This window comes from Nodularia spumigena CCY9414 (assembly GCF_000340565.2).
In the GTDB taxonomy this organism is placed as follows: domain Bacteria; phylum Cyanobacteriota; class Cyanobacteriia; order Cyanobacteriales; family Nostocaceae; genus Nodularia; species Nodularia spumigena.
In genome coordinates, this window is sequence record NZ_CP007203.1 from 2,632,086 (window position 1) to 2,651,960 (window position 19,875).

Below are 19,875 nucleotides of genomic sequence, written 5' to 3' on the forward strand. Positions count from 1 at the left end.
TATCAGTTATCAGTTTTATCGCTAGTGGAACACCACACCCATGAGTGAAAAGCGTTGGTGGTTCGTTTAAATCCCCCACATACGCCTGTTCACTGTTTACTGTTCACTGTTCACTGTTTCTGGTTCGTTTAAATCCCCCACATACGCCTGTTCACTGTTTACTGTTCACTGTTCACTGTTTCTGGTTCTGTGTAGTCACAAAATATATTTAGTCCTATTTTGAGTATATACAAAACAATCACAGTGGCGATGGCTGGATCAATTGGTAATCCACTTGTGGTTGCAAGACCGACTAGAGAGACAATCAAACCGGATAGCAAGGGTGAACTGCCTGGATTTTTCGTGTATTCTTTGAGTTGACCACGAAACCCATCATCACCGCAGAGTTCTTTACGCAGTACATTCAGGGTGACTTTCCAGAGAGATTTGCCCTCTGACATTAATGTTTTGCCATTTTTCTCTATCCATAAATCCTCAAATGAGCGTTCAACTTTACCGTTGTGTCTGGCTAAGTTATCTAGGGCATACTGTGCAGGTTTGTAATCTTGCAATATTTCCCGCATAGCCATGATTTCGTTACTACTGATTTGCGCTTCCATAGTTTAATTAGTTTTTTGGGTGAACTGCTCAAATTGACCTCAATTTTCAGACTTTAGCATTTATCGCGTTTTTTGTTGTCTCAATTGAACTAAAGGCATGATATCCGGATGAACGAACCACAAAGGACACAAAGGACACAAAGAAAGAAGGAAAGAAGGAAAGAAATTTAGCGCAACTTTATAAAGAAATGGTATAAGTCTCTTACCTGATAATTTGTTGTTAGGGGTGTCTACAATGAGTCAATATGCAGATTAGCCAAGAACTATCTCTACCCAGTATGGGCTGTGGCACTTGGGCATGGGGTAATCAATTACTCTGGGGATATGATGAAAGTATGGATGAACAGTTACAAGCTGTTTTTAATCTCTGTGTCAGCAATGGTGTAAGTTTGTTTGATACTGGCGATTCTTACGGGACTGGACGATTAAATGGACGCAGTGAGTTACTGTTGGGGCGATTTACTCAGGAATATCAAGGGGTAAATCAAGATCATATTTGCATTGCTACTAAGCTGGCGGCTTACCCTTGGCGATGGACTCGTCAAGCAATGGTTAAGGCTTGTCGGTCTTCGGCGCAACGTTTGGGCAAAAATGTCGATTTGGTGCAAATGCACTGGTCTACGGCTAATTATGCACCTTGGCAAGAATCAGGTTTGTTAGATGGTTTGGCTGATTTATCCGAACAAGGTCTAGTGAAGGGGGTCGGTTTATCTAATTATGGTCCGAAACGCCTGCAACGGGTACATGAAAAGTTTGCGGCGCGGGGTGTTCCTATTAAAACTCTGCAAGTTCAGTATTCTTTACTATCTACCTATCCTGTGACGGATTTAGGACTGAAGGATGTTTGTGACGAATTGGGGATAAAGTTAATTGCCTATAGTCCTCTGGCTTTGGGGATTTTAACGGGGAAATATGCGGAAAAAGGCAGTTTACCCAAGGGTATCCGGGGTTTATTATTTAGGCAGCTTTTACCAGGTGTGCGATCGCTTTTAGAATGTTTACGAGAGGTGGCTGCATCTAGAAATAAAACTATGTCTCAGGTAGCAATTAATTGGTGTATCTGTAAGGGTACTATTCCTATCCCTGGGGCGAAAAGTCTAGAACAAGCACAGCAGAATATTGGTGCTTTGGGTTGGTTGTTAGATTCTGGCGAAATTGCTGCTTTAGATCAAGCTGCTGCAAGTACGGATAAGAAAATGGTGCAAAATATCTTTCAAACTCAGTAGAAAACTCTCAATGTATATATCTATTCCGCTTTGTTGAAGTCAATTTTTTTTAACGAACCGCCAAGAACGCCAAGGACGCAAAGTCAAGAAGGAAAAGGAAGAAATGCTTCACTGAACTGTATGCTTTGTAGAGACGCGATTAATCACGTCTCTAACTACTCCCTAAGTTTAGAAGTCTTCGGGTAAAACCCATTTTGGTGGTTCGGTCATTTTTTTCCGCAGGCGTTCTTCTGCCATCATCAGCATTTGGTCTAAAGATGTCTCTTCGATAAATTTGCTCGTGGCTTCTCTAAACTCGATATGGGGACATTTATCCCCTAATATACAGCCGTTCACGCAGGCTTGAGCGCAATCAATTTGTTGTTCCACAGTGAATATCCTCTCTTTAAAATATGAGTTAAGAGTTGTGATTGATACTGTAAATCTCTACTCTTAATATCAAGTCCCCTTAATTGACTATGATAAAACTGCTGCTACGCTAATAGCATATATATCAAATGTTTTGCTAACAAGGGCGCTCATGTCGGAACTCTTAGCTATTACTGGAACCATCGCCGCGATCGCAACGGCTGTAATTCCTCAACAGGGTAGCGTTAGTATTGTACGGGTATCTGGTTCCCAAGCAATGGCGATCGCACAAGCTCTATTTTCCGCCCCTGGGCAGCAAGTTTGGGAAAGTCACCGCATTCTTTACGGTCATATCCGCCATCCCCAGACACAAGCATTGGTGGATGAAGCGCTGTTATTAATTATGCAAGCACCTCGTTCTTACACTCGCGAAGATGTGGTAGAATTTCATTGTCACGGCGGTATTATGGCAGTGCAGCAGGTCTTACAATTGTGTCTAGAACAAGGCGCTAGGCTTGCTCAACCGGGTGAATTTACGCTCCGAGCCTTTTTGAATGGACGACTGGATTTAACCCAAGCTGAAAGTATAGCTGATTTAGTCGGTGCGCGATCGCCCCAAGCTGCTCAAACGGCTTTAGCTGGTTTACAGGGAAAATTAGCCTCTCCAATTCGGCAGTTACGCGCTAACTGTTTGGATATTTTGGCGGAGATTGAAGCTCGCATTGACTTTGAGGAAGACTTACCTCCGTTGGATCATAAAGGCATCATATCAGATATTGATCACGTTGCGGCAGAAATTTCTAAATTTTTAGCCACAAAGGATAAAGGGGAATTGCTGCGAACAGGTTTAAAAGTGGCAATTGTGGGACGACCAAATGTCGGTAAATCTAGTTTATTGAATGCTTGGAGCCAGAGCGATCGCGCCATTGTGACTGATTTACCAGGGACAACCCGTGATGTGGTGGAGTCTCAGCTAGTTGTGGGGGGAATTCCTGTGCAGGTGCTAGATACAGCCGGGATTCGGGAAACAGTAGACCAAGTAGAAAAAATTGGCGTAGAGCGATCGCGCCGTGCGGCAAATGCAGCTGATTTAGTATTATTAACTATTGATGCTTCTGCTGGATGGACTGAAAGTGACCAAGAAATTTATGACCAAGTACAACACCGTCCCTTAATTCTAGTCATCAATAAAATTGACCTTGTAGAAACAGCATCTATTGACTCTGGGAAATATCCCCATAATATTCACCAAATCGTTACCACAATTGCCGCAAAAAATCAAGGTATTGATGCTTTAGAAACAGCAATTTTAAACATTGTGCAAACGGGGAAAGTGCAAGCGGCTGATATGGATTTAGCAATTAACCAAAGGCAAGCAGCAGCCCTAACTCAAGCTAAAATATCTCTAGAACAAGTACAAGTCACAATTACTGATCAATTACCCCTTGATTTTTGGACAATTGACTTACGTGGTGCAATTCAAGCATTAGGAGAAATTACCGGAGAGCAAGTTACAGAATCAGTCCTTGATCGGATTTTTAGTAGATTTTGTATTGGTAAATAAAATTAGTAATTTTTACGAGACAGATACATCATAATATCATAACTCTTGTGGGGGAGGGCAAAGATGCCCGCCATGAGTAATTGACAGGAAAAAGCGCTATATTTGTACTGTGTTAATCAACAGAAAATAAATGTCTTTTGGAAATCATATTAATTCTGCTCATGCTTTAATTGTGGGAGCTAGTCAAGGTATAGGTCTAGGTTTTGTGAGAAAATTGCTAGAAGATGATAGAATTGCCAAAGTTTATGCAACCTATCGTCAACGTGAATCAGCAGGAGAATTAATCGCCTTAGAAAACCAATATTCTGATAAATTAATTTGTGTATCTTTAGATATTACCGAAGAATCCCAAATTGCTGAAGTTGTCCAACGCATCAAAACTGAAGTCAATAAGTTACACTTGGTTATTAACTGTGTAGGAATATTGCATGACGACACTTTCCAACCGGAAAAAAGTTTAAAACAGATTAATTCCGAAAACTTGCTGCGTTACTTCCAAATTAACAGTATTGGTTCTATTCTCCTAGCTAAACACCTGTTACCTTTATTTCGCCATAGTGAAAATAGCGTTTTTGCCAGCATTTCTGCTAAATTGGCTAGTATTGGCGATAATCAAATTGGTGGCTGGTATGGATATCGAGCTTCTAAAACTGCACTCAATATGTTTATGCGAACCGCAGCAATTGAGTATAGCAGAAGTTGTCCGAAAACATTGGTAGTAACTTTACATCCTGGGACAACAGATACACGTCTATCCCGTCCATTCCAGAGAAACGTACCACCAGAAAAACTATTTTCAGTGGAACTTTGTGTAACTCAATTGCTGTCTGTTATTGAACAACTTCAAGAAGGTGATAGTGGAAAATTCTTCTCGTGGGATGGAAGTCAGTTACCTTGGTAGCTGAGATTATAACATACTCTGAAAATTAAAACCTATGAAATTTTTTATTCCCGCCGCCAACGACCATACAAGAGCCGAAGATGTATATACTGCTATTGCTAAAGTTTCTCAAGCACCAATTACCGAAAAGCGGATTTGGAAATTACAATGGCTGGATAATGGAATGAATATGGAATGTGAGGTGGGTAAACCTCTACCATCCCTATATCAAACTGGTAAAGAGTTAGTTTTGGCAATATTTGAGTGTGAAACCCTTTATAAAATTTGTACTCTGACTCATGGAGCAGTGAAGGGAAAACCTGTATTAATTGCCAAAGATTCTCAATCATTAGCTACTTATTTTGTAACTAATTCGTAATTAAGGAAGAGTTATACAGCACTTTGCAGGTAAAAACCCGCGCAGGCGGGTTAAAAACCTGAATTTTAGGTTAATTAGGGGTTAATTCGTCAACTCAATTAACTTGAAGTTCCAAGGTTTCATGGCCGCAAGTGCTAGTTCTCTATCTATACCTTCATAAGCTTCCCATTCTGAGTGCTTATCTTTAGGATGTCCGTCACCTACATGACCGGCAATTTTGATGACTGGAACACCAGCCAATTCATGGCGTTCCATCCCTTTGGGAACCACTAGCTGGAGTTTGTAACCTACGAACTTCGATACACTCTCATCAGCTAAAGATTTACGGACTAAACAAATATCGCCAGCAGTCCCCCAAGTCGTGGGGTAGATGTGAAGGAACGATATATAGGTTTGTGGTTTGATGGCTCTTTTTAGAACTTGCACTTTTTGTAATCCTTACTCATATACTACTCTAATTAAAATACAATCTTGTAATTACTGTTCTAATTCTAACTCTTACTCTGTCACAGATGATACGAGTAATTAAACCTTTGAACTGGCGCTTAATTTTCTATTGTGCCATGAACAATTATGATATATTCATGAATTCAAAGAGGGTTTTATTAAAAGTTCTTCTAACAAATCTTTTCCCGAAGACGGAGCTGATGAGGTGACTTACCCAATTAATCCCGATGAGAAAACAGCCGATTTAACTCTAACAACGATTGGGCGAGTACAAGAAGGTGTGGCTGCTGCTAGCGATCGCGCTGTTCGCCGTACAATAGAAGAAATTCTGCAACGTCTGGAAGCTATGGCTCAGGGACACCGAGAAACCAGAGTCCATGCTATAGTACGTCGTTTTGTGTTGCGATCGCTCATCCATACTCTGTTTCGGGTACGGGTCGAAAACCTAGACAGGATACCTCAAACACCAGCCATCCTCGCTGCTAACCATCTCCACCATATCGACCCCTTGCTGCTGCTGGGAGAACTTCCCACCCATCCCCACTACTACGTTCTAGGTGATGCTCGTACCCTTTATAACAAGTTGTGGAAACGTTTTATTCTGCGTTTAGTCGGAGGTGTAATTCCTTTAGAACGAGTGTGGAAAGAAGAAGTAGCGGTGATGGAAGCTGCTAAAACCGGAATACAAGACCTCCAGGAACTAGCCAAAGCAATTGAGGAAAATGTACGCACAGGGGGAGATATCCAGACGCTCAGACAAATAGACCGCATTGTACAGGGAATTTTGTCCCAGGGTGACGGACTGGTATTGTTTCCCGAAGGACGTTTAGGAAGCACTGAAGGTCAATTACATCTCCCCCTGAAGCGAGGAACTGTGATTTATGCTTTGCGGGCTGGTGTACCCATAATACCAGTGGTAATAATTGGCACTCATGACTTGTATTTAGGAAAAGAGTTAACGGTGCGTTTTGGGGAACCATTATACTTTTCTCAAACTTCTAGAATTAAGCGCGAGGAAGTGGATTCAGTTTTGGAGGTATTAAAAAACGCTATGCTTAATCTCTTACCAAGCAATTATCAAGAACCACAAGGAATCAAGCTTTTTCGTCATTTTCTCAATCATATGTTGTGGTAATAGCAAAAATTCAATCTTACATCTGTGTTTATCTGTGGTTAAATATTAAGAGGAACGAACCACGTTCGCGTAGCGTCTCCCCTTGGGAGAAGGACACTAAGGACACGAAGGAAGAAGAAAGAAGGAAGAAGGAAGTTAATAAATTTTAATGTAGGGTGTGTTGTCGCGTAGCGCAACGCACCGTGAACAATTCCAGCTTCCTTCGTTCACTTAATTGCTATTGTTTCTGCTATATAAAACCTAGACAAAACTAGACTTTACTTTCTACTTCAACGGGAGCATGGGAGCAGTTATCCCTCAGTAGACTTTCACGCCTTAGCCAGACGCGATTGTGTTCCAATTAAGTTTCTGAAAAAGACTACCACCATCATTGCTTGGTTTTCGCGTCGGCAATAGTCTCAATTCAATACTTGATATCACCGTATTATATATCAAGTAGTTGATTTTTTCCTAAAATATATATTGATTTTTGTCAATATAAGTATAGTTTTGTCTATGAAATTGTCAACTTAGGACTTGCTCTAAAAAGTTATCTACTTTGAAGTTTGATGTCCCTTCCCAACAGTGGTTCAAAGATGCACTAATTTGAGCATCGGCTGAATCAATTGATTCCCTCGAAGCATTAAACTGTACTGCTGTTACAATGTATTCAAAAATAATTACAAACTGTTTTTGGGGGGAAATTCTTTCAACTACAATTGTTTCACCAACTTTGGGTATTTGTGGTAAACTCACCACAAATGTTTCCTGTTTTGGTTTATCTAGTGGATTTTTAAAATTGAAGTATTTACAGTAGACAATAATTTTCACGCAAAAAAACCACCAATAGTACTAAAAAAAATAACTTCAAACATCTAAGTTTGAAACATAAGAATTAATTATAGTAACTATCATGCCAATTTGTCGCAAAGAAATTAAATCTTTGTCAGTTTAATCTCACTTACCGCGCCATAACCTTTGGAAAAACTGATAAACTTTCACAATTATTTCTTCTAGCCAGAGTATAGCATGATCAAGCCACTCTAAAAGTTGTTCTAAAGGATGTTTATCATAGCCGACAAACGTTGCTTCAACTTCTATCCAGTCTGGTTTTGCTTCAACTTGGCTGTTGTGATGATTCTCGGTTATAGCTTGAGAATTCAGGTTTTCAGAAGATTTTACCGCATTTCTGGAAGTCCGGGTGAGTTGGCTACTAGATTTTGGTTTACTTTCACTCAAGTTTGGGGATGAAACTGGTTTTTTAGCAAGAGTACCGGAGTTACCAAACACATCACTAAAATTCAACCAAGAATTTAGGGCTAAATCTTGATTCGGGAAATGGCGATTATCGGTTAGTTGATTTTGTGGTTTTACAACACTATTTCCCTGACCAATTTTTTTATCTTTACCAACACCAAAAAAGTAATTAATCGCCGCTTCAATTAAAGCCGGAATATTCAATATCTGAGTTTCTAACCCATCACTATTAACTGCTATATTTCCTCTAGCATCTACCTGTTCTTTACCATAAACAAATATATTTAGCCGAGTTTGAGCAACTCTGATAATTTTTTGGCTGCGCTGTTGCACTGGTAATAAAGCTTTACTTTCCCAGTTGGCAATGGATGCGTCTAAAAATGCTATTAATTTATTAGTATTAAGTAAATTATTTGGTGTGCTTTCAGGTAATGACAGCATATTAACTGAAATTTGTCCAGTAATTTTCCTGAAAATTCGGGCAATCTTTGGTAGTATTTGACTTTTTGGTTTATTTGTATCTAATTGCCAAGAATGCCAATAATTACCAACTTCCCAAATAATCCGGGCTTCTAATTTTAACTGTTGTTGAGGTGTCAAAATATCCAAAATTTGATTGTCGGCGGTGACAAGTACCAAATTACGGCTGACCAAATTTGTGGCAATTCCGCGCATTACTGGCAAATATGGCTGGATATTTTCTGGCGATTTGTGCGAAATTAAGGGTTCGGTACGGGGATGACGCAAAAGTTTTGACCACAAAAATTCCAGAAATTTCAAAGGGGCTGATGTTTTTATCGGTTCAGCGTCGTCTGACTGGGAGGGTAAACTTTTAACTGCTTCTAGGACTTGTTGAATGGGGGTATCAACAGTTGGAGGAGTTTCGGGTTGTAACTTTAATCTGGCTTTTGGTTCTTGGCCTTGTAGAGTTTTTCCGGCTGATTCTGTAGGATTTAATAATAGATATACGGGGTAAAGTAATAATTCTACACCCCACTTGGTTGCAACTTGCAAATGTCGGAATGTGTGATCCCACTGTTGTGTCAACCGCCGAGTTTGCTGGTGGACAAAGTTAAGTAGTCTGCTTTGATAACGGCCAGAGTAACCAGAAGACATGATGGTGATTTGTTAGTTGTTAATACTCCCGCCCAACCATAATTTTAACGAAAATATGACTCTGCCCATATCAAAATCCCATTCTCAATTAATCTCGGCAACTATTGACCAATTGCGCTCTTTTTGTCAAGTTAATGTGAAATCTCGTTGGCTATATCAGGAATCTGACTGCGATATTACTGATATTTCTACATCTGATTTGTCTGATTGGCAACTTGTTCAGCTAAATTCTCAGGAACATATTGCTTGGACAGGGGGTAAAAAGGTGGTTTGGTTGGTGCAAAGGTTTGTGGTTCCCGACAATTTACAGGGGTATCCTTTGGCTGGTTTGTCTTTGCGCCTGGTGTTGCTTTGGTGGGCAGATTTGGCTGAGGTTTACGTCAATGGGGAGTTGGTGCTGGAGGGAGATTTATTTGATTGTTCGCCAAGAGTGCTGCTTAGTCAAGGGGTGACTCCTGGTGAGGAGTTTGTTGTGGCTTTGCGTTTGGTGAGTCCTGGTCATGATTTTGGTGCTTTGGTGCGATCGCTCTTTGTTTTTGAGTCTTATGATGATCATAATCCTGATCCGGGTTTTTTGGCTGATGAGTTGGCTGTGTTACAGGTTTTTTTAACTCGGTTTGCGCCGGATAGGTTGGGGGTTTTGGCTGAGGGTTTGGGGGGAGTAACGAACCGCCAAGTCGCCTTCGCGAAGCGTCTCGAAGAGAAGAACGCCAAGGAAGAGGGAAGAGAGTTACGTCAGCGTTTATCGGCGTTTATTGGCGGTTTAAATCCTAAAATATATTTATTGGGTCATGCTCATTTGGATTTAGCATGGCTTTGGCCTGTGAGTGATACTTGGAAAGCTGCACAAAATACTTTTGAGTCGGTGCTGAAGTTACAGGCTGATTTTCCTGAGTTGATTTTTTGTCATTCGACTCCGGCGCTTTATGCTTGGGTTGAGGAAAATCGCCCGGATTTGTTTGGGGAAATTCAAGGACAGGTGAAGGCTGGAGTTTGGGAGGTTGTGGGCGGTTTATGGGTAGAACCAGAATTGAATTTGATTTCTGGTGAGTCTATTGTGCGTCAGTTATTATATGGTCAGCGTTATATAAAAGAAAAGTTTGGTAAGGTTTCTGCTGTGGCTTGGTTACCTGATACTTTTGGTTTTTGTGCGACTTTACCACAGTTTTTTGTGAATGCTGGAGTTGAGTTTTTTGTGACTCAGAAGTTACGCTGGAATGATACTACCCAGTTTGATTATGAGGCTTTTTGGTGGCGATCGCCTGATGGCAGTAAAATCTTTAGTGTGATGTCTGCACTTATCGGTCAAGGTATTGACCCGGTAAAAATGGCAGAATACGCCTGTGAATGGCAAAGCAAAACCGGTTTAGAAGATTCTCTCTGGCTTCCCGGTGTCGGCGACCACGGTGGCGGTCCGACTCGTGATATGTTAGAAACTGCCCGACGCTGGCAAAAGTCGAGCGTTTTCCCAGAGATGGAATTTACCACCTCAGAAAAGTATTTACAGCAAATTAAAGCAGACCTAACCCCCCTAACCCCCCTTCCCTACGTTCGCGCAGCGTGCCGAAGGCAGGGAAGGGGGGGAAATGAAAATATAAATATCTCCCCTCTCCTCGCAGGAGAGGGGTTGGGGGAGAGGTCTATTCCCACCTGGGATGATGAACTATATTTAGAATTCCATCGCGGTTGCTATACTACCCACGCTGACCAAAAACGCTGGAATCGACGTTGTGAAGATTTATTATATCAAGCTGAATTATTTGCCACTTTAGCCACTGTTAGCTGTGGGGCGATATATCCGCAAGCCGAAATTGAAACAGCTTGGAAAAAAGTTTTATTTAACCAGTTTCACGATATTTTACCCGGTTCTTCCATTACCCAAGTTTATCAGGATGCACTCCCAGAATGGCAGCAAGTGGAACAAGTGGGAACGCAAATTTTACAGGAGTCTTTGTTAGCGATCGCATCTCAAGCCATTTTACCACCACCCCCGCATCCTGAAGCACAACCAATATTTGTTTTTAATCCTCTCAATTGGCAACGTTCTGAAATCGTATCTGTCACATTACCCGCATCTCACCCACATTGGCAAGTCCAGGATATTTCCGGACAGCCAATTATCTCTCAACTATCAGAATCATCTCAACTGCTGTTTCTCGCTGCGGAAATTCCCCCCGTAGGCTATCGCATATTTTGGATTTCCCCCACTTTCCCAACTCCCCAACTTCCCATTTCCCCAGACTGGATTTTAGAAAATGGATTTTTGCGGGTTACAGTCAATGCTGACACAGGAGATTTATCCAGTGTATTTGACAAAACCCAACAACGGGAAATTTTAAGCGGTGCTGGTAATCAACTCCAAGCCTTCCAAGATAGTGGACAATATTGGGATGCTTGGAATATTGACCCTAATTATGCCCAACATCCTTTACCACCCACAAAGCTAAAATCTATCCAATGGTTAGAACAAGGCTTAGTCCAAAGTCGTGTCCGCGTAGTGCGTCAATTAGGTAAATCGGAATTTTGCCAAGATTATATTTTACAAGCAGGTTCACCACTCTTGAAAATTGCTTCTACTGTAAATTGGCAAGAAAATCAGGTCATGGTGAAAGCAGCGTTTCCTTTAAATATAGAAGCAGATTTTGCAACTTACGAAATTCCCTGCGGCGCAATTCGTCGCCCCACGAAACCCCAAACACCCGCAGAACAAGCGAAATGGGAAGTTCCCGCCTTGCGTTGGGCTGATTTAACTGGGGAAACAGAAGCAAATATATATGGTGTAAGTTTACTCAATGATTGTAAATACGGTTATGATAGTAAACAGAATCAATTACGCCTCACACTCTTACGCAGTCCTAACTGGCCTGACCCAGAAACAGATAGAGGCTTCCATGAATTTACCTACGCCTTATATTCCCACGCAGGTAGTTGGGAAACAGCCCACACAGTCAAGCGTGGTTATGAGTTGAATATTCCCTTACAAGTAATAATTAATCCCCTGACGACTCAGCCAGGAACACACCCCACCGCACTCAGTAATTCCACAGAGGTAAGTTTTCTCAACTTAACAGCAGAAAATTTAATTTTAATGGCTTTCAAACAGTCTGAGGATAACCCCCAGCAATTTATCCTGCGGTGTTACGAATGTCACGGAGAAATAGCCGAGTTATCTTTAGAAAGTGATTTAGGACTGTATCTAGGGAATGAAGCAGATTTGTTAGAATTTAACTCATCTGAGCAACAAAACTTAACAATACAGCCTAAAAAAATTGCTACTTTCCAAGTCAACAGCCTGTAAACTGTTCCCAGAAGCTAGTACAGTTTTGACTTTTGACTTTTGACTTTTGACTTCACGGCGGCTTTTAGTCTTCGTGGTCTTCAAAAGGGTCTGCCAACTGCTTGCTAGGAGGACCAAAGGACATATAGATGGCAAAACCAGTGACGGCAACTAAGGCAGCGCCAACGGAAATACTAATCATGGTTGCGGGTTCCATCGCCATAAGTTGTTCCATAAATTTGAGATTAATTGAGTGTTATTATTTAGGTCTTTTGCTCTGCTTGGCACAATTACGTGCTTTAGCTTGATCATTCTAACATTTCTTTAGCTGTCACTGACTGAATTTATTTTACTCGCAGCAATTTATCAGGCAGGGGCTTGATGATAGTAGAATATTACAGAAGATGAAAAAAAGCTTTGGTAACTGAATCTTAGGTGAACTATGGCACAACGCACTAGGTTAGGAGATATCCTCAAACCTTTGAACTCTGAGTACGGTAAAGTTGCTCCGGGTTGGGGTACTACGCCTGTAATGGCTGTTTTTATGCTCCTATTTTTCGTATTTTTGCTAATTATTCTGCAAGTTTACAACAAGTCTCTGTTAATTCAGGACGTAATGGTTGATTGGCGCAGTTTAGGCGGCTAATTAAAGACAGCGAACCTGTACCCGGCTTGTCCGGGTTTTTTTATGGGTTTGATACCAAAAACGTTAGCCTTAAATAAGTCAGCATGGTATAGATGAGGAGAGTGTTGATTTTGATTCTCCACAGCTTCCCTTGATTGCATTGTATATTTATAGGAGAAACCGCATGAATATATTTGGTATCGGTCTGCCGGAAATGGGTCTAATTATGGTAGTGGCTTTGTTAATCTTCGGACCGAAGAAGCTACCAGAAATTGGTCGTAGTGTGGGTAAAGCAGTGCGCGGTTTTCAAGAAGCTTCTAATGAATTTCAAAGCGAGTTTAAACGGGAAGCTGAACAAATCGAAGAAGCTGTGAAAAGTTCTGCTGAACTGGAAACCAAGCATCTGCAAGCGGCTAAATCTGAAAAAGAAGCTGCTGGTTCTTCCCCTATGACTTAGGCTACTGTGTACACACAAGTCCACAAACCTTTTATTTGGGTAGGGTGCGTTATGGGCTTTAGTCCTAACGCACCGATAATCTGGAATGGTGCGTTGCGCTACGCGACAACACACCCTACAAAGCTGCTGGTTCTTCTCCTGTGACTTAGGGGAGGTGCTGCGAAGAAATTGATTTTAGGTAAAATGTCAGAAGCTGTTACGAAACCATCTTTGGTAATTCCGCAATTAATTGTCGGGTTAGGAAATCCAGAGCCTAAGTATGACCAAACACGCCATAATATTGGCTTTGCTGCTATAGATGCACTCTCTCGTTCTTGGCATATTCCTTTGGGGGAAAATCGCAAGTTTCAGGGTGAGTATGGTGAGGGAATAGCACCAGGTAGCCGTAAAATCCGTTTACTCAAACCGTTGACTTATATGAACCGCTCTGGACAGTCAATTCAAGCTGTGACAAGTTGGTATAAATTGCCGCCAGAGTCTGTGCTGGTGATTTATGACGATATGGATTTACCTTTGGGTAAGACTCGTTTACGCTTGTCTGGTTCGGCTGGGGGACACAATGGGATGAAGAGTACAATTTCCCATCTTAACACCCAAAACTTCCCGCGTTTACGCATCGGCATTGGTAAACCAAATGATAGCGATAATTCAGAATCTATTTCTCATGTTTTAGGGAAATTTTCTGCGGCTGAAACTCAACTGATATCTGTCTTACTTCAGTTTGTGGTTGAGTGTGTAGAATTGAGCCTCAAGCAGGGAGTAGAAAAGGCGATGAATCGTTGTAATAGCCGCACTGTCGAACTTTCCTCATAAATCAGGGAATAGTGAGCAAGTCCTAAGTTGACAATTTCATAGACAAAACTATACTTATATTGACAAAAATCAATATATATTTTAGGAAAAAATCAACTACTTGATATATAATACGGTGATATCAAGTATTGAATTGAGACTATTGCCGACGCGAAAACCAAGCAATGATGGTGGTAGTCTTTTTCAGAAACTTAATTGGAACACAATCGCGTCTGGCTAAGGCGTGAAAGTCTACTGAGGGATAACTGCTCCCATGCTCCCGTTGAAGTAGAAAGTAAAGTCTAGTTTTGTCTAGGTTTTATATAGCAGAAGTTATCAGTAAGCAAGACATAAGGTAGGGAATTCAAACCCAATTATGTCTCTTGACTGATAACTGATAACTGTTAACTGATAACTGTTAACTGAAGGTTCTGCCCAAATAGGTTGATTAAAAGCGTCGATTGCGTCTAGCTAGTACCAGCTTACGCTTGCGCTTTTCTAAAGGTGTTTCAAAGTGCCGATGAAACTTGACATCAGCTAATATACCAGCTTTAGAGACCTGGCGTTTAAACCGACGCAAAGCTGAATCAATACCTTCGTTTTCTCCTAGAACGACTTGGGTCATTCTTGCTGTATCCTTATAGTCAATATTTTTCATCTTATATATTAGCCTCAAATTTAGCTTAAACGTTCGTAGTGAGGACTAAAGTTATCTCCTCTCTATCTCCTGTAGTTGAAGCTACGAGGTAAGCGCAGCTATCCCCAAAGGACTTGACAAAAAGGGCAAAAAGATATAGTTATGATGACTGTTCTCAAAACTTTTCAAAAGCGGACTTTACCAGTGTTTAATAATTGATATCCAGAGACTAAAGCGCCTAAAGCCACTAATAAATTCCACAAGCTAGTTGAGCGAAAAATTACGCCACCGCTTAAGAAAACTAGCACTAAGCCAATAGCTAGGAAAAACCATCCCAGGTTTCCAGTTTCCCTACGGAAGAACAACAGTGAAAATACTCCTGACATGATGGCTAAAACAGATATGGTAGCAGGTACTCGGCGGTAAAAAATTGAATAGTAACTGCTGACAAATATGATATTTTGAGCAAAAAAGTAGATGCCTACAAGAAGTAGACTTAAACCTATGATTTTGATTAAAAGTCTGCCCATATTTTGTTCTTGAGTAGATCAAGCAAATGATACACTTAATTATATGGGACATTTGCTCAAACTACTGGACTTTACCAAAATTTTATTTTACTTAATTTAAATATATTTAAGTAAATATACTGGTTTGAAATCGGCATTATCTAATGTGGTTTAATTGGTATTATCAGGATTGATTTCTAAGGAAAGAGCTAGTTGATAAAGTTGGCGACGGGGGAGAGAAGTCATTTTTGCTAATTGTCGGCTGGCTTGCGATCGCGATATGCCCTGACTGATAATCTCTAGTAATTCGGCTTTTAATTGTTCTTCTGTGAGTTGGGGTTGACTGGCGGTAATTCCAGCCAGCACTAAAGTATATTCGCCTTGGGGTTCACGTTGGCTATAATGTGCGATCGCCTCGGCAATGGTTCCGCGCCAAAATTCTTCGTATAATTTAGTTAACTCCCGTGCCAGCACAATTTGGCGATCGCCTCCCCAAACTATGGCAAAGTCTTGTAAACTTTCTCGTAAGCGGTGCGGTGATTCGTAGAAAATTAAAGTGCGAGATTCTGCCTGAATCAATTCTAAATATTCACGCCGTTTTTGCGCCTTAGCTGGTAAAAAGCCTTCAAAAACAAACCTATCTGTAGGTAAACCGGCTGCACTTAAAGCGGTAATTGCGGCACTCGCCCCCGGAATAGGTACAACAGTTACACCCGCCTCAACACAAGCTTTTACCAATTCATAACCAGGATCAGAAATTCCCGGCATTCCCGCATCACTAACTAGAGCGATCGCCTGCCCATTTGCCATATACTCTAATAATTCCGGGATGCGGCTATGGCTATTGTGTTCGTGGTAACTTATCTGGGGTGTTTTAATTTGAAAATGCTGTAGTAATTTCCCTGTGTGGCGAGTATCTTCGGCTGCAATTAAATTTACCGTTTGCAAAATTCGCACCGCCCGAAAGGTAATATCTTCCAGGTTGCCAATTGGTGTCCCGACGATGTAAAGTGTTCCTGGTTTGGGGTCAGTTTGCATGAGTGAGAAAATAATATTTCCAATAAATTAATTATCTATCTTGTGGGGTGGGCATCTTGCCCGCCTTGAATATTTTAAGAGTGAGGATTCCCATTCTATAAAAAAACTATGAATAATCTTAAATCCCAGCGTGGGTTATTTGTCGGTTTAGTCACCTTGGATTTAATTTACCTCGCTGATTCTGCCCCTAAAAATAATCAGAAAATTGTCGCTACTGATTATACTTTAGCAGCCGGTGGACCCGCTACCAATGCGGCTGTTACCTTTAGTTATTTAGGGAATCAAGCTCAAGTTTTGGGTGTGCTGGGTTCTCATCCGATGACGCAACTAATTCGCGGAGATTTGGCAAATTATCAAGTGGCGATCGCTGATCTTGAATCTAATATAAGTACACCACCACCTGTATCTTCAATCATTATCACCCAAGCCACAGGTGAACGCGCTGTTGTTAGCATAAATGCTGCCAAAAGTCAAGTAAGTAAAACATCTATCCCGCCAGATATTTTACAGGATATTGATATTGTCTTAATTGATGGGCATCAGATGGCGGTTAGCCTCAGCATAGCGGAAATGGCTAAAGCTGCAAATATCCCCATAGTGATTGACGGTGGGAGTTGGAAACCAGGATTTGAGCAAATTTTGCCTTTTGTTGATTATGCCCTGTGTTCGGCAAACTTTTATCCGCCTAACTGCCACACTGAAGCTGAGGTGTTTACTTACTTAAGTACATTTAATATTCCTCACATCGCCATTACTCACGGCGAAAACCCAATTGAATATTTATCTTCTACTCAAATGGGTGCTGTTGATGTCCCGCAAGTTCAGCCGGTTGATACTCTGGGGGCTGGAGATATTTTTCACGGTGCTTTCTGTTACTATATTTTACAGGCAAGTTTTACTGATGCTCTGACACGGGCTGCTAAAATTGCTGCTAACTCCTGTCAATTTTTTGGTACGCGTCGTTGGATGGAATCTGCTGTTAAGATTTAACTTCCACAGATGTAGACTTCACCCCGTCTTTGACTTTGTTCAAACTCTCCCCTCTCCTTAGTAAGGAGAGGGGTTGGGGGTGAGGTTAGTGTATTTATTAAATCCCCATTCCTCAGTAATTAAGGCAAAATTAATGAAAGACTTGCAAGAAATTTTAGCGATCGCTCGTGAAATAAGTTGGGGTGCATCAGATATACTTAGGTCTTATTACGACGGCACTGCAAAAGACCCAAATTTAGATATACAGTACAAACAGAATGAGCCTGTGACTGTTGCAGATGTAGCCGTAAGTAAATATATTCTGGAAAAGTTACAAGCCGCTTTGGGTAATGAAGATTTTGCCTATATTAGCGAAGAAACTTATAAATCACAACTGAGTCCAGAATCGCCTGAATGGGTATGGATTATTGATCCTTTAGATGGTACGCGAGACTTTATTGAAAAAACTGGCGAGTATGCCATTCACATCGCTTTAGTTAAAGAAAAGCGTCCGATTTTAGCAGTAGTTGCCGTCCCGGAAACCGAAAAGTTATACTTTGCTACAAAAGGTGGGGGTACATTTGTGGAAACCCGCAATGGCTTTGCTCCCATTCAAGTCTCATCAGGTAAGCCGGTGGCAGATTTAACTGTAGTTGCCAGTCGCTCTCACCGCAATGAATCTTTAGATTACTTATTACAAAACTTTCCTTGTCAAAATTACAAATCTGTAGGCAGTATAGGGTGCAAAATTGTCGCTATTGTGGAACAACAGGCGGATGTCTACGTTTCTTTGTCGGGTAAATCTGCCCCTAAAGATTGGGATATAGCAGCTCCAGAATTAATCTTAACAGAAGCTGGTGGTCAGTTTACTCACTTTGATGGCAGTTTATTGACATATAATACCGATGATATAAATCAGTGGGGTGGTTTGATGGCGAGTAACGGTGAGCATCACCAACTACTATCTGACACGGCTTATAGACTGTTGTTAGATAAAGATTGACTTCTAGGCTCACTCGTGATTATATAGCTTTACAGGTCAATTGAGCATGATTTGAGCATTATGTTTTCTAAGTCTAAGAAGGGTCAAGTCTCAGTGCGTGTTGATTCAGGAAGTGTTAAAGCCTGTTTCCCCCGCACCTATTTTTCTAACTCTAAACAGGTTAAACTCGCCACTGGTATATCTTTAGTAGAAGGATGGGAGAACGTAGCTGCTAGATTACAACGTCGTTTACAACTCGAATTAGAGGATGGAAAGTTAGAAAAAAGTGATGGGGAATTTAACATTACTTTTTACAATTCAATACTTGAAGAATACGGGTTACGAGCTAAGTTGCGTTTAGTTAGTTCACCTACGAGTATTGCTAAACCTGAACTATCGCTACTAGAAGTGTGGGACTTATATGTTGAATATAAGAAACCTAATGTTAGTTACACCTATTACATAAGAGAATTTAAAGGTGTGTATCTTAATGCAATTAAAGCTGCATTATCTAATGTAGAAGAAACACCTCTAACTATACGTACCTGGTTATTAGATAATAGATGTAGAAGAATAGTTAAACATACTTTAATTAATATAGATAAAGCACATACCTTAGCTTTAAAGAGAGGTTTAATTACAGTTAACTTATATGATGGTATAGCTGATGATATAGATATCTCAGTTAAAGGTAATAACACTATAAATCAATTAGATGTAATAGAAGAAGACTTACACCTATTCCGTATTTGTTCGACCATTTAACTAGTAGTATATTATCGTCTAAATCTATTCGATAGCTAAACTCATTAATTACAGTAAATGGATTAGTTAGAAAATAAGTAGTTATGTCATTTATTATTCTAGATAAGTTATTCATAACATTTTATTAAATTATCACATTGAAACTCCACGTAATTATCTATTTCACTTTCATGTAGATTTAATAATGATAAAGAACTTATTTCTAATTGTGTATATTTATCGTCGCACAATACAGATAAAGTAGCTTGATAAATATCAGTTTGGATATCTGATTCAATACTACTTTGACACAAATATTCATCAGATATATTACGCCAGTCCAGCTTCTCTCCGTATTTACGCTGGGAACGATGATTGGGGTCAGGATGTTGGTAAGGTATATATAACGCAGAATCATGGCGCAACTTGGAAATTATGTGTAATTTTACCTGCCTAGCCATTGGAAGACTATAACTCTACTACATCAGCCCTCTTTTTTATACTCTTTTTTTGGCTACAGTATTGCTAGAAGTATTGTTATCTTAGATAGCGAACTTAAAGTAGAAGATACAATAGCTATTAAACCTGATTACGATAGTTATAGTTGGTATCCTTCTTCAACTAACTTATATTCAGGTTGGATGAAATGGCATAACAACTTTTTTGGTGCGGATATAAGCCTTTGTGGTATCGCTCTTACTATGCCCCAATTGGTCTTGCACCTCAAAAAGTGGTTTACTATCCACCGCCCTTGTTGCGTGGGAATGGCGTAACCAGTGACAAGAAAATTTTACTTTGGCTACCTCAGAGATATCCTGAATCAACCTTTTAATTGCGCGATCGCTCAACGGCAGACCCCGTTTTTTGGGATCAGGTGACATATTGGGAAACACTGGCGCACTGTCACTAGCCATA

22 protein-coding genes and 1 pseudogene are annotated in these 19,875 nt (G+C 40.6%); 12 read left to right on the forward strand and 11 right to left on the reverse strand.

The annotated features are described in order from the left end of the window. Nucleotides 1-158 precede the first annotated feature (158 nt). The gene (locus NSP_RS11675; protein ID WP_006194105.1) at nt 159-599 is read right to left on the reverse strand and encodes a hypothetical protein; all 441 of its coding nucleotides are present in this window, start codon (nt 597-599) and stop codon (nt 159-161) included. Between the two features lie 245 nt (nt 600-844). Between NSP_RS11675 and NSP_RS11680 the strand changes: the two genes are divergently transcribed. After that, nucleotides 845-1,825 (forward strand): aldo/keto reductase, encoded by a 981-nt coding sequence (locus tag NSP_RS11680; protein ID WP_006194106.1) that lies wholly within the window; start codon nt 845-847, stop codon nt 1,823-1,825. A gap of 168 nt (nt 1,826-1,993) precedes the next feature. On the opposite strand, the gene NSP_RS11685 is transcribed toward NSP_RS11680, so the two are convergent. Continuing rightward, on the reverse strand, nt 1,994-2,194 hold the full coding sequence (locus tag NSP_RS11685) for a hypothetical protein (RefSeq protein WP_006194107.1): 201 nt from the start codon (nt 2,192-2,194) through the stop codon (nt 1,994-1,996). Nucleotides 2,195-2,345: 151 nt separating this feature from the next. Between NSP_RS11685 and mnmE the strand changes: the two genes are divergently transcribed. From mnmE to NSP_RS11700, 3 genes are all read left to right on the forward strand, one after another. Next, the gene (gene mnmE, locus NSP_RS11690) at nt 2,346-3,737 is read left to right on the forward strand and encodes a tRNA uridine-5-carboxymethylaminomethyl(34) synthesis GTPase MnmE (RefSeq protein ID WP_006194108.1); all 1,392 of its coding nucleotides are present in this window, start codon (nt 2,346-2,348) and stop codon (nt 3,735-3,737) included. A gap of 130 nt (nt 3,738-3,867) precedes the next feature. Continuing rightward, nucleotides 3,868-4,638: an SDR family NAD(P)-dependent oxidoreductase gene (locus NSP_RS11695; RefSeq protein WP_006194109.1), complete on the forward strand. Its 771-nt coding sequence runs from the start codon at nt 3,868-3,870 to the stop codon at nt 4,636-4,638. Nucleotides 4,639-4,672: 34 nt separating this feature from the next. Then, the gene (locus NSP_RS11700; protein WP_006194110.1) at nt 4,673-4,996 is read left to right on the forward strand and encodes a hypothetical protein; all 324 of its coding nucleotides are present in this window, start codon (nt 4,673-4,675) and stop codon (nt 4,994-4,996) included. 81 nt (nt 4,997-5,077) lie between these two features. Here NSP_RS11700 and NSP_RS11705 read toward each other — a convergent pair whose 3' ends face one another. Then, nucleotides 5,078-5,422 carry a hypothetical protein gene (locus NSP_RS11705; protein WP_006194111.1) on the reverse strand — a complete coding sequence of 115 codons (345 nt, stop codon included), beginning with the start codon at nt 5,420-5,422 and terminating at the stop codon, nt 5,078-5,080. 226 nt (nt 5,423-5,648) lie between these two features. On the opposite strand from NSP_RS11705, the gene NSP_RS11710 reads away from it, so the two are divergent. Beyond that, complete coding sequence (locus NSP_RS11710) at nt 5,649-6,578, forward strand: lysophospholipid acyltransferase family protein (RefSeq protein ID WP_006194112.1); 930 nt, start codon at nt 5,649-5,651, stop codon at nt 6,576-6,578. Between the two features lie 504 nt (nt 6,579-7,082). Here the strand turns inward: NSP_RS11710 and NSP_RS11715 are convergent. Further along, entirely contained in the window at nt 7,083-7,388 is a 306-nt protein-coding gene (locus NSP_RS11715; protein WP_006194113.1) for a hypothetical protein, read from the reverse strand. Between the two features lie 126 nt (nt 7,389-7,514). Next, nucleotides 7,515-8,930, reverse strand: coding sequence for a hypothetical protein (locus NSP_RS11720; RefSeq protein ID WP_006194114.1), 1,416 nt, complete (start codon nt 8,928-8,930; stop codon nt 7,515-7,517). Between the two features lie 55 nt (nt 8,931-8,985). On the opposite strand from NSP_RS11720, the gene NSP_RS11725 reads away from it, so the two are divergent. After that, the gene (locus NSP_RS11725; RefSeq protein WP_006194115.1) at nt 8,986-12,228 is read left to right on the forward strand and encodes an alpha-mannosidase; all 3,243 of its coding nucleotides are present in this window, start codon (nt 8,986-8,988) and stop codon (nt 12,226-12,228) included. A gap of 64 nt (nt 12,229-12,292) precedes the next feature. On the opposite strand, the gene psbN is transcribed toward NSP_RS11725, so the two are convergent. Next, the gene (gene psbN / locus NSP_RS11730; protein ID WP_042201506.1) at nt 12,293-12,424 is read right to left on the reverse strand and encodes a photosystem II reaction center protein PsbN; all 132 of its coding nucleotides are present in this window, start codon (nt 12,422-12,424) and stop codon (nt 12,293-12,295) included. A 225-nt stretch (nt 12,425-12,649) separates the two neighbouring features. Here psbN and psbH point away from each other — a divergent pair, with 225 nt between their 5' ends. From psbH to pth, 3 genes are all read left to right on the forward strand, one after another. Then, nucleotides 12,650-12,853 carry a photosystem II reaction center phosphoprotein PsbH gene (gene psbH, locus NSP_RS11735; RefSeq protein WP_006194117.1) on the forward strand — a complete coding sequence of 68 codons (204 nt, stop codon included), beginning with the start codon at nt 12,650-12,652 and terminating at the stop codon, nt 12,851-12,853. A gap of 163 nt (nt 12,854-13,016) precedes the next feature. Then, a complete protein-coding gene (locus NSP_RS11740) occupies nt 13,017-13,289 on the forward strand; it encodes a TatA/E family twin arginine-targeting protein translocase (protein ID WP_006194119.1) in 273 nt (90 codons plus the stop codon). Nucleotides 13,290-13,472: 183 nt separating this feature from the next. Next, nucleotides 13,473-14,102, forward strand: coding sequence for an aminoacyl-tRNA hydrolase (pth, locus tag NSP_RS11745; RefSeq protein WP_006194120.1), 630 nt, complete (start codon nt 13,473-13,475; stop codon nt 14,100-14,102). Between the two features lie 427 nt (nt 14,103-14,529). Here pth and rpsU read toward each other — a convergent pair whose 3' ends face one another. From rpsU to rsmI, 3 genes are all read right to left on the reverse strand, one after another. Beyond that, a complete protein-coding gene (gene rpsU / locus NSP_RS11750) occupies nt 14,530-14,706 on the reverse strand; it encodes a 30S ribosomal protein S21 (protein WP_042201508.1) in 177 nt (58 codons plus the stop codon). A gap of 197 nt (nt 14,707-14,903) precedes the next feature. Next, nucleotides 14,904-15,248 carry a hypothetical protein gene (locus NSP_RS11755; protein ID WP_006194122.1) on the reverse strand — a complete coding sequence of 115 codons (345 nt, stop codon included), beginning with the start codon at nt 15,246-15,248 and terminating at the stop codon, nt 14,904-14,906. Between the two features lie 150 nt (nt 15,249-15,398). Next, the gene (rsmI, locus tag NSP_RS11760) at nt 15,399-16,265 is read right to left on the reverse strand and encodes a 16S rRNA (cytidine(1402)-2'-O)-methyltransferase (RefSeq protein ID WP_006194123.1); all 867 of its coding nucleotides are present in this window, start codon (nt 16,263-16,265) and stop codon (nt 15,399-15,401) included. A gap of 108 nt (nt 16,266-16,373) precedes the next feature. Between rsmI and NSP_RS11765 the strand changes: the two genes are divergently transcribed. From NSP_RS11765 to NSP_RS11775, 3 genes are all read left to right on the forward strand, one after another. After that, on the forward strand, nt 16,374-17,255 hold the full coding sequence (locus tag NSP_RS11765) for a sugar kinase (RefSeq protein ID WP_006194124.1): 882 nt from the start codon (nt 16,374-16,376) through the stop codon (nt 17,253-17,255). A 133-nt stretch (nt 17,256-17,388) separates the two neighbouring features. Then, nucleotides 17,389-18,237: a 3'(2'),5'-bisphosphate nucleotidase CysQ family protein gene (locus NSP_RS11770; RefSeq protein WP_017804089.1), complete on the forward strand. Its 849-nt coding sequence runs from the start codon at nt 17,389-17,391 to the stop codon at nt 18,235-18,237. A gap of 60 nt (nt 18,238-18,297) precedes the next feature. Further along, nucleotides 18,298-18,981 carry a hypothetical protein gene (locus NSP_RS11775; RefSeq protein ID WP_006194127.1) on the forward strand — a complete coding sequence of 228 codons (684 nt, stop codon included), beginning with the start codon at nt 18,298-18,300 and terminating at the stop codon, nt 18,979-18,981. A 226-nt stretch (nt 18,982-19,207) separates the two neighbouring features. On the opposite strand, the pseudogene NSP_RS24750 reads toward NSP_RS11775, so the two are convergent. Together NSP_RS24750 and NSP_RS11785 are read right to left on the reverse strand one after the other, a co-directional pair. Continuing rightward, nucleotides 19,208-19,430: pseudogene (locus NSP_RS24750) on the reverse strand (transposase); the annotation flags it as partial. A gap of 162 nt (nt 19,431-19,592) precedes the next feature. Next, the gene (locus NSP_RS11785; RefSeq protein ID WP_006194129.1) at nt 19,593-19,874 is read right to left on the reverse strand and encodes a site-specific integrase; all 282 of its coding nucleotides are present in this window, start codon (nt 19,872-19,874) and stop codon (nt 19,593-19,595) included. Between the last annotated feature and the right edge of the window lies 1 nt (nt 19,875).